11 protein-coding genes are annotated in these 13,487 nt (G+C 71.6%); 6 read left to right on the forward strand and 5 right to left on the reverse strand.

The genetic code is table 11. The annotated features are described in order from the left end of the window. Positions 1 to 263: 263 nt before the first annotated feature. A complete protein-coding gene (locus IF88_RS0136895) occupies positions 264 to 1,526 on the reverse strand; it encodes an extracellular solute-binding protein (protein ID WP_030723077.1) in 1,263 nt (420 codons plus the stop codon). Positions 1,527 to 1,691: 165 nt separating this feature from the next. On the opposite strand from IF88_RS0136895, the gene IF88_RS0136900 reads away from it, so the two are divergent. Then, a complete protein-coding gene (locus IF88_RS0136900) occupies positions 1,692 to 1,907 on the forward strand; it encodes a dodecin (protein ID WP_030012846.1) in 216 nt (71 codons plus the stop codon). A 45-nt stretch (positions 1,908 to 1,952) separates the two neighbouring features. Here IF88_RS0136900 and IF88_RS0136905 read toward each other — a convergent pair whose 3' ends face one another. From IF88_RS0136905 to IF88_RS0136920, 4 genes are all read right to left on the reverse strand, one after another. Continuing rightward, on the reverse strand, positions 1,953 to 2,447 hold the full coding sequence (locus IF88_RS0136905) for a nucleotidase (protein WP_030723080.1): 495 nt from the start codon (positions 2,445 to 2,447) through the stop codon (positions 1,953 to 1,955). Positions 2,448 to 2,650: 203 nt separating this feature from the next. Further along, positions 2,651 to 4,972, reverse strand: coding sequence for an ABC transporter permease (locus IF88_RS0136910; protein WP_030723083.1), 2,322 nt, complete (start codon positions 4,970 to 4,972; stop codon positions 2,651 to 2,653). 2 nt (positions 4,973 to 4,974) lie between these two features. Then, positions 4,975 to 5,742, reverse strand: coding sequence for an ABC transporter ATP-binding protein (locus IF88_RS0136915; protein WP_030723086.1), 768 nt, complete (start codon positions 5,740 to 5,742; stop codon positions 4,975 to 4,977). Beyond that, on the reverse strand, positions 5,739 to 6,245 hold the full coding sequence (locus IF88_RS0136920) for a PadR family transcriptional regulator (RefSeq protein WP_030723089.1): 507 nt from the start codon (positions 6,243 to 6,245) through the stop codon (positions 5,739 to 5,741). Before IF88_RS0136920 ends, IF88_RS0136915 begins: the two co-directional genes overlap by 4 nt. 167 nt (positions 6,246 to 6,412) lie before the next feature. On the opposite strand from IF88_RS0136920, the gene IF88_RS0136925 reads away from it, so the two are divergent. From IF88_RS0136925 to IF88_RS0136945, 5 genes are all read left to right on the forward strand, one after another. Beyond that, the gene (locus IF88_RS0136925) at positions 6,413 to 7,693 is read left to right on the forward strand and encodes an ABC transporter substrate-binding protein (RefSeq protein WP_030723091.1); all 1,281 of its coding nucleotides are present in this window, start codon (positions 6,413 to 6,415) and stop codon (positions 7,691 to 7,693) included. Between the two features lie 268 nt (positions 7,694 to 7,961). Beyond that, a complete protein-coding gene (locus tag IF88_RS0136930; protein WP_078893379.1) occupies positions 7,962 to 9,731 on the forward strand; it encodes a glycoside hydrolase family 13 protein in 1,770 nt (589 codons plus the stop codon). A 48-nt stretch (positions 9,732 to 9,779) separates the two neighbouring features. Continuing rightward, positions 9,780 to 11,111, forward strand: a complete 1,332-nt coding sequence (locus IF88_RS0136935; RefSeq protein WP_030723103.1) for an ABC transporter substrate-binding protein — start codon at positions 9,780 to 9,782, stop codon at positions 11,109 to 11,111. Positions 11,112 to 11,121: 10 nt separating this feature from the next. Beyond that, positions 11,122 to 12,453 carry an ABC transporter permease subunit gene (locus tag IF88_RS0136940; protein ID WP_030723106.1) on the forward strand — a complete coding sequence of 444 codons (1,332 nt, stop codon included), beginning with the start codon at positions 11,122 to 11,124 and terminating at the stop codon, positions 12,451 to 12,453. Further along, positions 12,450 to 13,382: a carbohydrate ABC transporter permease gene (locus tag IF88_RS0136945; protein ID WP_078893380.1), complete on the forward strand. Its 933-nt coding sequence runs from the start codon at positions 12,450 to 12,452 to the stop codon at positions 13,380 to 13,382. Before IF88_RS0136940 ends, IF88_RS0136945 begins: the two co-directional genes overlap by 4 nt. The last annotated feature ends 105 nt before the right edge of the window (positions 13,383 to 13,487 follow it).

Below are 13,487 nucleotides of genomic sequence, written 5' to 3' on the forward strand. Positions count from 1 at the left end.
GGTGGGGACGGCGAGGGCGGAGGGGGGCGTCAGGGGGGACGGGGACAGGGGTGCGATGGTCATGGCGGCTCCTGATCCGGGCGCGGAGGGCCAGGCCGGCAGGTGCGTGGCCTGGCTCCTTTACTTCTTCCGTGACCGGCTGGATTCGACATGACCGCTCAGCGGCCCTTGGATGTGCGGACGCTGAACTCGGCGGTGACGCGGCGGAGGGCCCGGCCGCGAAGGGTGGGGTGAACTCGGCGGGGGCCCGGCGGTGGCCGGGCTCAGCGGTCGGAGCTGAGGACCTTGCCGATCTCCTCGGACGCCGCCCGGGCCGCCTGCTTGGGGTCCCGGCCGGTGAGGACGGCCGTCATGAAGGGCTTGATCGGGTTCCTGGCCTCGACCTCGGCCCAGCGGGCGGAGGTGGGGGTGGCCCGGCCCTGGGCGGCGCCGGGAGCCATGTTGGTGGCGCCCTCGTTGCCCTCGACCACGTGCGCGAGGGTGGTCTTGTTCGGTACGTAGCTCATCGTGCGGGCGAGTTCGCTCTGCCACTTCTCGCTGACCAGGGCCGTGATCACGTCGACCGCGTGCTTCCGCTGTCGGGTCCGCTCCGGGATGATCAGGTCGGAGCCGCCGGTGAAGACGGCGCCCGCCTTGTCGGAGGTCTTGCCGGGGATCGGGAAGAAGCCCAGCTTGCCCTTCAGGGCGGGGTTGGCCGCCTCGATCTCGGCGGCCTGGCCGGGCGGGGCGATGATCTGCGCGACCTGGCCGCGCGCGAAGACCTGCGACTGCGGGGGCGTCTCCTCGTCGGCGTCCTTGGGGCCGTCGCCGAGGGCCTGGAGCTGCCGGTAGAAGTCCATGCCGGCCAGGGCCTTCTCGTCGTCGAGGGTGCCGACCCACCTGCCGCCGGTCTCGACGGCGAGTTCACCGCCCTCGTCCCAGACGAAGCCGGCGAGGACGTACCAGTTCTGGCCCGCGAGGTAGATGCCCTGCTGGTCGCCCTTGTCGAGCTTCTGGGTGGCCTGGATCCACTCCTGGCGGTTCTTGGGCGGGGTCTTGATCCCGGCGTTCGCGAAGAGGTCCTTCTGGTAGATGACCACCCGGTTGGCGGCGTACCAGGGGACGCCGTACTGGGCGCCGTTGACGCTGCCCGGGTCGGCGAGGCCCTTGAGCCAGTCCTTGCTGCCCCATTCGCGCAGGCCTTCGAGGGTGAGCTCGGAGAGGCCGCCCTTCTCGATGTACTGGGCGACCTGGGTGTTGCCGACCTCGATGACGTCGGCGGTCTCCTTGCTCGTGCCGTCGAGCACGGCGTTCACCTTGGCGCCGATCCCCGTCCACTCCTGGATCCTGACGTCCAGGTCGACGCCGGGGTGTTCCTGCTCGAACGACGCGGTGAACTTGTCGATGAAGTCCTCCGAGGCGCTGCCCTTCATCAGCCAGAGCGTCACCTTCTGCGGTCCTTGGGCCGATTCGGCCAGCTGGCTGCAGCCCGTGAGGGCGGTCGCGGCCGCGAGGGCGGTGCACAGGGCGGGGAGGCGCATCTTCAAGAGGGTCACCTTCTGGGGCTCGATCTCAGATGGCTCGAAATTGGCATAGACCAATGGGCCGGTCAAGGGCCTTTCGCTCCGGATTGTTGGCGCAAAGTTCGCGGAGCCGGACTTACTGGGGCACCGTGGAACCAGGCAAAAGCCACCCACTGTCGGGAGACCCCCATGTCCAATCACACGTACCGGGTGACCGAGATCGTCGGCACCTCCCACGAGGGCATCGATCAGGCCATCCGCAACGGGATCGCCAGGGCGGGCCAGACCGTGCGGAACCTGGACTGGTTCGAGGTGGTCCAGGTACGCGGCCACATCGAGAACGGGGAGATCGCCCACTACCAGGTGGGCCTCAAGGTTGGCTTCCGCCTCGACGGCGAGGACTGAGCCCCCGCCGGACGCGTTGGGCCGGCCCGGCCCACCGACCGGGGGTCAGGTCCGGCCCTCGACCTCCTGCGCGGATTCGAGCTCCGGCGCCTCCGCCGCCCAGTCGGCCTGCACCACCCGGAAACCGGCGGCTCGTGCCGCCCGGCAGACGAGCTCGTCGTCGTCCACCAGCATGCGCACCTCCCGGCCGCGCGCGATCCGGCCCAGCACCTCCAGCTTGGTCGTGCGGGCCGGCCGCCGGTCCTGGTTCCCCCGCATCCACAGCCGCCCCTCGGGCAGCCCGTGGCGGGCGAGCCAGTCGAGCGTGTCCGCCCGGCAGCGCTCGGGGCGCCCGGTCAGGTACACCACCTCGCAGTCGGCCGCGCTCTCCACCGCGAGCGCCACCCCGCGCGCGAGCGGCGGATCGGCCGGGGCCGCACCGAAGAAGCCGTTCCAGTCGCGCGGGCGCCGCTCCAGGAAGTGCTGGCGATGGCCGGTGTCCGCCAGCGTGTTGTCGATGTCGAAGACGGCCAGCGGCCGAGGGGTGCTCTTCTCGCTCATCCGGTCAGCCTAGGACCGGGCACGGACAGGGATACGGGCGCCCACCCGGCAGAAGCGGGGAATCCTGTCGTCCCCCGGACGTTGCCACCTGAGTGATCCGAAAACCTCGATGGGGTCGTCGGGGCCGGTCGGCCGCCCCTGCGGTCCCTTGGGGCATGGCGTCAGTCCCTCCTGGTCGGTGGGGCCTGGCACGCACGCCCGGGTCAGAGCGTCTCGCTGAGCGAGTCCGCCAGGCGCCGCCGCGCCGCACGGGTCGCCGGCAGCGCCGCCGCCGCCACCGCACCCCCTACGGCTCCGACGACCACCGTCACCAGCACCGGCAGGGAGGGCAGTCGGGCGATGCCCGCACCGATCCCGCTCGACGCGCCCTGCGTGTCCACCAGCCAGCTGCCGGCAAGCGCACCCACCGCCGTCCCCACCACCGCGGAGACGAGCGCGGTCAGACCGGCGGCCGTCACGATCATCGCCCCGATCTGTCGGGGCGTCAGCCCGATGGCCTTCAGCGCGAGCAGGTCCCGGCCCCGGTCGCGTACGCCCGTGCTGATCAGCGTGAGCAGTTCGGTCAGCCCGATCAGTGCCAGTACCGCGATCAGGGCGGCGATCACTCCGCGGGCCGGCTCGAGCCGGTCGGCGGGATTGGGCGTCTCCCTGATCTCCAGCGTGCCGCCCGCCGCCAGAGCGAGCTCGCCGCTCACCGCCCGCGGGTCCGCCCCCTCGCGCAGCACCAGGGCGTGGTAGGCGGGGCGCAGTTGCGGATCGCGTTCCCGCAGGGCGTCGAGGGTCGTGGTGATCACCCGGCCGCCGGACTCGGGTTCGATGGTGCGGCCGACGAGGTGCAGGATCTGCGGCCGTCCGCCGACGGTCATCCGTACCCAGTCGCCGACCCGCACCCCGAGGAGGTCCAGCAGCCCCTGCCCGGCCACCGCCTCGTCCGGGCCGCCGACCGCGCGCCCTTCCACCACGGTGGAGGGATAGGGGTGGCGAGCCGTTCCCAGGCCGCGCAGCGTGATGGTGCCGGTCTGCCCCGGTACGAGCGCCGCCATCTCCGCGCCCGGATGGACCGCGGCGATGTCCGGGACCGTCGCGAGGGTCTTCTCCAGCTCCGAGTCCGACGGCCCGGCGGGCTGCTCGGCCCGTACGGTCAGTGCCGGGCGTCCCACCTGCGCGGGCCGGCTGCGGAACTGGTCCAGCGTCGACCAGGCGACGAGCGCGACCGTGATGAGCAGCAGCGGCAGGGCGAGCCGGGCCACCGGTACGAGCGTCCGGCCGCGTCGCGCGAACGCCGCCCGCCATCCCAGGACCAGAGCCGGAGGCACCCGCATCCCGAGAGCCCGCCTGCCGAGTGCGGTCATCGGCGCGGCGGACGGCAGCGCGGCCCGGGCCACCGGAACCGGCGGCACCCGTCCTGCCCGCCAGGCCGAGAGGCCGGTGGCGGCGGCGATCAGCAGTACCGCACCGCAGGGGATGCCGATCATCAGCGCGGTGTGCCCGGGGAGGTTCTGCCAGACCGCCGCCGCCTCACCGATCCGCCCCGGTATCCGCGCGCCGAGGAGAGCGATCGCCGCCGTGCCGACGGCCACCCCGAGGAGCGCGAAGGCCAGGTGCTGCACGAGGAAGCCGCGGGTCACCTGGCCGGGGGTGAACCCGATGGCTTTGAGGATGGCGATGTCCCTGAGCTGGCTCCGGACGCGGGCGCCGATCGCCCCCGACGCGGCGAGCGCCGCCGCGAGCAGCGCACCGAGCCCGAAGACGGCGAACATCTTTCCCAGGAGCCGGTCGTCGCCGCCCGCCTCGGCCCGTGCCTGCTGCCACTTGGTGACCTGTGCCACCCGGTCGGCGCCGAGTACGGTCACTGCGCGCTGGACGATGAAGTCGGTGTCGCCCGGATCCTCCAGGCGCAGCCCCACGCTCTGGCCGGTGTCTTCCCGGGCGATCTCGTCGAGCGTGCCGGGCAGCACCCAGCCGATGCCGGGTCCGCCGCCCGGCTGGTAGCGGGGCTCGGCCACCTCGGCGATCCCGCCCACCCGCAGCACGTGCGCGGCACCGTCCGGTCCGGTGACGCGTACCGCGTCGCCCGGCTCCGCCCACAACGCCCGCGCGACCGAATCCTCCAGTACGACGCTGCCGTCCCGGTCGCCGTCGTCCGGCCGGGCGAGCCAGCCGCCCGCGGTGACGAGTGGCCGCCCCGTCTCCGGGGGCGCCGCCTCGGCCGCGCGCAGCGTCACCCCGACCCGCGCGCCACGGGACTCGACCGTCGTGGCCGCCGTGCGGTACGGACCGGAGAGGGCCGCGACGCCGTCCACGCCGGACAGGGCGTCCATGTCCGCCCCGCCCCGGGTGTGCAGCCAGATGTGCGCGCCCTGGGACTGGTTGAACACGCGCTGCCAGGGGTTCGCGGCGTAGCTGAACAGCGCACCGGCCAGCAGGAGCGAGGCGATGACCCCGGCGCTGGCCAGGACGACGAAGAGGGCTTCCCCGCGGTGTGCGCGGAAGTCGGCCTGCGCCCAGCGCAGAGTGGCCCGCACGGTCACTCCTTGAGTTCGAGTACGCCGGAGACGCCGCCGCCCGGCCCGCGCCGCCCGCCGCCGAGCTGCGCGTCGTCGGCTATGCGTCCGTCGAAGAAACTGATGACGCGGTCGGCCGCGCTGGCCATCCGGGCGTCGTGGGTGACCATCATGATCGTCTGGCCGCGCTGGTGGAACCGGGAGAGCAGCCGCAGTACCTCGCGGGTGCCCTTGCTGTCGAGGCTGCCGGCCGGTTCGTCGGCGAGCAGCAGCGTGGGGTGGTTGACCAGCGCGCGGGCGAGGGCGACCCGCTGCTGTTCGCCGCCCGACAGCTCGCCGGGCATCGACCGTTCGCGGCCTTCCAGCCCCAGTTCGGCGAGCAGCTCGGCGCGGGAGTCGCGGGCGGCCTTCGGAGAGGCGCCGGCGAGCAGGGCGGGCAGTTCGACGTTGTCGGCGACGGTGAGGTTCGAGACCAGGTTGAAGAACTGGAAGACGACGCCGATGCTGCGGCGCCTGAGGACCGCCCAGCGGGCCTCGCGGTAGGCGTCGACCCGTTCCCCGCCGAGCCACAGCTTCCCGCTGTCCGGCCGCTGGAGGCCGCCGATCAGGTGCAGCAGCGTGGACTTGCCGGCCCCCGACGGCCCGGTGACCGCGACGAACTCGCCCGGCTGGACGGACAGGTCCACCCCGCGGACGGCGGGCACCGGAGCGCCCTCGCCGTAGTGCGTCTTGGTCAGGCCCTCGGCACGCACGATGGGCACCGCAGGAGCGGTGGTGGCGTCGTCGCTCATTCCAGCTCCTCCTGACAGCGTTCCAGCCAGTCGAGGTCGGCCTGCAGATGCAGCATCGCGCCCTCGATCAGCAGTTGCGAGATCTTGTTGTCGCGGTCCTCGGCTGCCGCCAGCTTCGACAGGTCCCGCATGGTGTTGAGGTACTGGCGCCGCTGCTTGTTGATCAGCGCGACGGGGTCGGCCAGACCCGACCGGGGGGCGAGCGCGAGCTTCATGAAGAACTCGTCCCGTACCCGGGGCTCCTCCGCCGTGTCCTCGAACCAGGCGAGCACGGCCTCGCGCCCGGCGTCCGTCAGCTTGTACGTGCGCTTGTTGGGCCGGCCCGACTGCTCTACGTCCTCGCCCTCGATCAGGCCGCTCTTCTCCAGCCGGCCGAGGGTGACGTAGATCTGGCCGACGTTGGGCTGAGGGTACGCGGCGCCCAGGAGCTTCTCAAGGTCCTGCTTGAGCTCGTAACCGTGCGCAGGGCTACGGGTGAGGAGCGCAAGGAGCGCCAGCCGCAACGCGCTCCCCTCCTTCCCGCTCCGTAGTCAACTGTTCACCGGCACCGGACCGATCGGCGTCCGAGCCGGTCTTGTCTGCCTGGGCGTCTAGTATCGCCCATGCCTAACGGGTATATATGGGCCACGATGGTCGGCGGCGCAGCCGGATCGCGCACTGGGAGGAATCTATGCGGTGGATACATGCCGCGGGTAGAGCTCTCCTGGTCGCGGCGGTGGTGCTCGCGGGCTACGCCGGTTTCGGCGGCCGCGACGACGCGGGCGGGGGTGCGGCCTCCGAGGGGCGCGGCCCCCTGACGCTCGTGACGGCGGGCGACCTCACCGACTACCTCTCGCCGCTGCTCGACGACTGGAACCGCGACCACCCCGACGAGCGCGTCACCCTCGTGGAACTGCCCGACTCGGCCGACGAGACCCGGGCCCAGATGATCAGCGAGCTGCGATCGGGGCGCGACCGGTTCGACGTGCTGAACATCGACGTCGCCTGGACGTCCGAGTTCGCGGCGGCCGGATGGATCTCCCCCCTGGAGCGGGACCGGTTCCCCCTGGACGCCTTCCTGCGGCCGGTCGTCGACACCGCGACCTTCGACGGGCGGCTGTACGCGGTCCCGTACGTCACGAACGCCGGACTCCTCTACTACCGCAAGGACATCCTGGACCGGGAGGGCGAGCAGCCGCCGCGCACCTGGGCCGAGCTGGTGCGCCAGGCGCGCACCCTCGCGCCGAAGCACGGACTGGACGGCTATGCGGGCCAGTTCCTGCCGTACGAGGGGCTCACCGTCAACGTCACCGAGGCCGTGCACTCGGCGGGCGGTTCGATCCTGCGCGATGACGGCGCCCGGGTGACCGTGGACTCCGACGCGGCGCGCGCCGGACTGCGCTTCCTCGCGGACGGGGTGCGGGACGGCTGGATCCCCCGCGAGGCCCTCGGGTACAAGGAGGAGGAGTCCCGGCAGGCGTTCCAGGACGGCCGGCTGCTCTTCCTGCGGAACTGGCCGTACGTGTACGCCGACGCGAGCGCCGAGGGGTCGAAGGTCGCGGGCCGGTTCGGCGCAGTGCCGCTGCCCGGACCCGACGGGCCCGGCACCAGCGTGCTGGGCGGCTCCAACCTCGCCGTGAGCAGCCGTGCGCGGCATCCGGCGTCGGCAGCCGATCTGATCTCCTACCTCACCAGTGAACGGGTCCAGCGGCGCGTGCTCACCGAGGGCTCGCTGCCGCCGGTGCGCGCCGCGCTGTACGAGGACCCCGAGCTGATCCGCGCGTATCCGTATCTGCCGACGCTCCGGCAGAGTGTGCTGTCGGCGGTGCCGCGCCCGAAGAGTCCGCGCTACGACCAGGTGAGCCTGGCCGTACAGGCCGTGGCGCAGGATGTGATGGCTCTGCGCCAGACGCCCGAGGAGGCGGCGGCGCGGCTCGCGCGCGAGCTCGGGACGATCTCCCGCAGGGGCTGATCCGCCGCAGGGCCCGATCTCCCGCAAGGCTTGATCCCACTTCTCCGCCTTCTTCTCCGTCTTCTTCTCCGTCATCCAAGGGTCTCTACTTACATGTTAAGTAGAGACCCTTTGTTTGTGCATAGGACTTTCCTGAACAAATCACCCCAGATTTTCACTGTTTCTGGACACATCGTTGACACCTTCCAGTCAGCGCTACTTAACATGCATGCATAACAGCGCCCGATCTGAGGCGCTCTCGCATTCAGCAGAAACAGGTCGACGCGAGATGCTCAGCACCCTTCCGGCCGGCATCGGCCACCCCTCCCGCAGTGCCGCCCCCTCCGACCTCTGGTGGCGCGACGCGGTGATCTACCAGGTCTACGTCCGCAGCTTCCTCGACAGCACCGGGGACGGTGTCGGTGACCTGGCCGGCGTACGGGCCGGGCTTCCCTACCTGCGGAAGCTCGGTGTCGACGGCATCTGGCTCAGCCCCTTCTACCCCTCGCCGCAGCACGACCACGGCTACGACGTCGCCGACTACTGCGGCGTCGACCCCGTGTACGGCGATCTCGCCGAGTTCGACCGGCTGGTGTCCGACGCCCGCCGGCTCGGGCTCAAGCTGCTGCTCGACATCGTCCCGAACCACTGCTCCAGCGAGCACCCGTGGTTCCGCGACGCGCTCGCCTCCGGGCCGGGCAGTGCGGCGCGCTCCCGCTTCCACTTCGCCCCCGGCCGCGGCCCGGACGGAGCCGAGCCGCCCAACAACTGGCGCGCCATGTTCGGCGGCCCCGCCTGGAGCCGGACCACCGAACCCGACGGCGCCCCCGGAGAGTGGTACCTGCACCTCTTCACGCCCGAGCAGCCCGACCTGAACTGGCGCAACCCCGTCGTGGGCGACGACTTCGAGCGGGTGCTTCGCTTCTGGCTGGACCGCGGTGTCGACGGGTTCCGCATCGACGTCGCCGCCGGACTCTTCAAGCACGCCGAGCTGCCCGACTCGGACGACCCCGGAGCCGACGAACGGGCCCGCGACGCCGTCAACCAGCTGGCCTGGAACCAGCCCGAGGTCCACGACGTATGGCGCCGCTGGCGCGCGGTCTGCCAGGAGTACACCGCCCGGGACGGCCACGAGCGGCTGCTGGTCGGCGAGGTGTCCGTGCCCACCGCACGCGAGCACGCCGAGTACGTACGACCCGACGAACTCCACCAGGCGTTCTTCTTCGACCTGCTCAGCGCCCCCTGGGACGCCGGCGCCTTCCGCGCCACCATCACCGAGGCGATGCGCGACATCGCCGGCACCGGCTCCACCGTCACCTGGGTCCTCAACAACCACGACCAGGTCCGCACGGTCACCCGCTACGCCGGCGAGCCCGGGGTGGAAGGCAGCGGACTCGGAGCCGCACGCGCCCGCGCCGCGGCCCTCCTGATGCTCGCCCTGCCCGGCGCCGCCTACGTCTACCAGGGCGAGGAGCTCGGCCTCCCGGAGGTCCTGGACCTGCCCGACGAGGTCCTCACCGACCCGATCTTCCGGCGCACCGGCAGCCGCAAGCACGTGCGGGACGGCTGCCGCGTGCCACTGCCCTGGTCCGGGCACGCCTCCCCCTTCGGCTTCAGCCGGGAGGCGGTCGCCGCCAAGCCGTGGCTGCCGCAGCCCGAGTGGTTCGCCGAGCACGCCACCGACCGTGCCCTGGCCGACACCCGTTCCTTCTGGCACCTCTACCGCGACGGTCTCCAGCTGCGGCGCACCCTGCCGCAGCTCGGCGACGGCACCCTGCACTGGCTGGACGCCCCCGAGCACGTGCTGGCGATCGCCCGCGGCGACGGCCTGGTCTGCGCGGTCAACTTCGGCACGGAGCCGGTGCCCGCCCCGGTCCCCGGGACTCCGCTGCTCGCCAGCGGCCCCTGTCCCGACGGTGTGCTCCCCGCAGCGACCGCCGCCTGGTGGACGGCCGAGTGCCCCGGCCCCGTGCGCCCCGGCGAACCCGATGCCGGCCCGTCCTCCTCCGGCCACCGCCCCCTGACGTTCCCGGCCCCGCGCGAAAACCCCTCCCAGTGAAGCCAGGACCCACCCCGTAGCCCCGGACTTCCTCGAAAGGACCCCACGATGCGACGACTCAGCAAGACGACCCGACGGACCACGGCCACCGCGACGGCGGCCGTCGCCCTCGCCCTCGGTGCCACCGCATGCGGCGGCACCACCGGACCCGCGAGCGGAGGCGAACTCGGCGGCCAGACCGTGACCGTGGCGGGCGTCTGGACCGGCAGCGAGCAGGAGAACTTCAAGAAGGTCCTGGACGCCTTCACCGAGAAGACCGGAGCCAAGACGGTCTTCGTCCCCTCCGGCGACAACGTCTCCACCTTCGTGGGAAGCAAGATCGAAGGCGGTAACGCCCCCGACGTGGTGATGGTCCCCCAAGTGGGCGTGCTCCAGCAGTTCGTGAAGGAGGGCTGGCTCCTCCCCCTCTCCGACCAGACCGCCAAGACGGCGGACTCCACCCTTGCCCCGGTGTGGAAGAACTACGGCACGGTCGACGGCACGTACTACGGCCTCTACTTCAAGGCCGCCCACAAGTCCACCGTCTGGTACGCCCCCGAGGCCTTCACCCAGGCCGGCGTCAGCGAGCCGAAGAGCTACTCCGACATGCTGAAGGCGGGCCGCACCCTCGCCGACTCCGGCCGCCCGGCCTTCGCGATAGCCGGAGAGGACGGCTGGACCCTCACCGACTGGTTCGAGAACATCTACCTCTCCCAGGCCGGGCCGGAGAAGTACGACCAGCTCGCCCAGCACAAGCTCAAGTGGACCGACGAAAGCGTCGTCCGGGCGCTTACCACCCTCGGGGACCTGTTCAAGGACAAGCAACTCGTCGCCGGCGGCGCCCAGACGGCGCTGAGCACCGACTTCCCCTCGTCGGTCGCGCAGGTCTTCGGCCCCGAGCCCAAGGCGGGCATGGTCTACGAGGGCGACTTCGTCGGCGGCGTCGCCAAGGGCCAGTTCGGCAAGAAGCTCGGGCAGGACGCCAAGTTCTTCCCGTTCCCCTCGGTCGACGGCGGCAGGGCGCCGGTCGTCAGCGGCGGTGACGCGGCCGTCGTCCTCAAGGACGCGAAGAACAACAAGGCCGGAATGAAGCTGGTCGAGTTCCTGTCCGGAGCCGAGGCGGCCGGGGTCTGGGCCGGCGCGGGCGGCTTCCTGTCCCCGAACAAGGAGGTCGACTTCGCCTCGTACGGCGACGACACCACCCGCAGCACCGCCAACTCGCTCATCGCGGCGGGCAACTCGATCCGCTTCGACATGTCGGACCAGGCCCCGGCCGCGTTCGGCGGTACCAAGGGCGCGGGCGAGTGGAAGCTCCTCCAGGACTTCCTGCGCGACCCGTCGGACCCGCAGGGCACGGCCGCGAAGCTCGAGGCCGAAGCCGCCAAGGCCTACGGGAACTGAGGCGCTCCCCATGGCTGACGTCCTGACCGCCCGCGCCGCGGCGAACCCGCGGCGCCTGGCGCAGAGAAAGAAGCGCCGCCTCGCCGTCGTGTTCGTCCTGCCGGCCCTGTTGCTGCTCGGCGCCCTGGTCGTCTACCCGGTCCTCTTCTCCGTGGGCCGCAGCTTCTTCGACGCCGGAGGCGAACGCTTCGTCGGAGCCGGGAACTACGCGGCGATCCTCCACGACCCGGCCACCCTCAAGGCCATCCGCAACAGCACCATCTGGGTCGTCGTCGCCCCGCTCCTGCTGACCGGGCTCGGGCTGATGCTCGCCGTGCTCACCGAGAAGGTGCGCTGGGCCACCGCGTTCAAGCTGGTGCTCTTCCTGCCGATGGCCGTGTCGTTCCTCGCCGCGGGCATCATCTTCCGGCTCGCCTACCAGCAGGACCCGGACCGGGGCGTGCTCAACGCCGCCGTCGTCGGCGTCCACGACACCTTCGCCGACCGTGCCGCCTATCCGACGGCCCGTGCCCGCGAGGGCCACGGTCTGACCGGCAGGGCGGGTGGCCCGTACAGCACCGAGGGCAACCTGCGTCCCGGCCGCTCGGTCAGCCTCGGATTCGTCGGCGTGGCACCCGACGCGATGCCCGCCGGAGCGAAGGCGGCAGCCGACGCCGTGGCAGGTGCCGACTCCATCGCGGGCGCCGTCTTCCTCGACTTCGCCCCGGGCGGCGCCGGTACACCGGGCACGGTCGACCCGGGAGAGAAGGGGCTGCCCGGCATGACGGTCGAGGCCGTACGGGACGGCCGGGTGGCCGCGACCGCCACCACGGCCGACGACGGGTCGTTCCGCCTCACCGGCCTGGCCGACGGCGAGTACACCGTCAGACTGCCCACGGCCAACTTCACGGCCCCCTACCAGGGCGTGAACTGGCTCAGCCCCGCACTGGTGACGCCGGCCATCATCGCCGCCTATCTGTGGGTGTGGACCGGCTTCGCGATGGTCTTGATCGGCGCCGGCCTCTCGGCCATCCCGCGCGACGCGCTGGAGGCCGCGCGGATGGACGGGGCCACGGAGGGACAGATCTTCCGCAAGATCACCGTTCCGCTGCTCGCACCGGTGCTCACCGTCGTCTTCGTGACCCTGGTGATCAATGTGATGAAGGTCTTCGACCTCGTCTACATCATCGCGCCCGGACCGGTCCAGGAAGAGGCGAACGTACTGGCCACCCGTATGTGGATGGTCTCCTTCGGCGGAGGCAACGACCAAGGGCTCGGCAGCGCGCTCAGCGTGGTCCTGCTCCTGCTGGTCGTCCCGGCGATGATCTTCAACATCCGGCGTTTCCGAAGGAGCGGAGCATGAGCCGCCACAGCACCATCGAGCGCCCGCCGGCCCGCCGGACGCCACCAGCCCGGCCCGTCCCCGTCCCGTCCGCGCCCGGGCCCCGCCGCAGGAGCCGGCTCTCACGCCTGCTGGGCAGCTCCGTCGTCCAGGGCGTGCTGATCCTGGTCGCCCTCGTATGGATCACCCCACTGGCGGGCCTGTTCCTGTCCTCTACGCGCTCCGAACAGGACAACGCCTCCACGGGCTGGTGGACCGCACTCACCGACCCGTCCCAGCTGTCCCTGGACAACTACAGCGCCCTCCTGCAGGACTCCGGCATCGCGGCGGCCTTCGGGAACACCATCCTGATCTCCGTGCCGACCACCGTCCTGGTGGTCGCCATCGCGGCACTCGCCGGATACGCCTTCGCATGGTTGGAGTTCCCCGGCCGGGACGGGCTCTTCCTGGTGGTCGTCGGACTGCTGGTCGTACCCGTGCAGATCGGGCTGCTGCCCGTGGCCAAACTCTTCGGCGCGGTCGGACTGTTCGGCACGATCGCCGGCGTCGTCCTCTTCCACGTCGCCTACGGCCTGCCGTTCGCGATCTTCCTGCTACGCAACTACTTCGCCGAGATACCGCGCGAAATGCTGGAGGCCGCCCGGATGGACGGCGGCAGCGAGTGGCGGATCTTCTCCCGGCTCATCCTGCCGCTCGGCCGGCCGGCCCTCGCGAGCCTGGCCATCTTCCAGTTCCTCTGGGTGTGGAACGACATGCTCGTGGCACTGCTCTTCGCGGACAGCGGGTCCCAGCCCCTCACGGTGGCCCTGCAGTCCCAGATGAGGCAGTTCGGAAGCAACATCGGCGTTCTCGCGCCGGGGGCGTTCCTGTCCCTGGTGGTCCCGCTGATCGTCTTCTTCGCCTTCCAACGGCACTTCGTCCAGGGCGTGATGGCGGGATCGGTGAAATAGCCGCCCCCGGGCCCCGGACGGGGCGCGCCGCGCTCGCACCGCGGGCCCTGCCGCCGGCGTCTCCTCGTGGGGCACGGCAGCAGGGCCCGTGTCGGGGCCCGGCGC

It is taken from the genome of Streptomyces sp. NRRL F-2580, assembly GCF_000720115.1.
GTDB lineage: Bacteria > Actinomycetota > Actinomycetes > Streptomycetales > Streptomycetaceae > Streptomyces.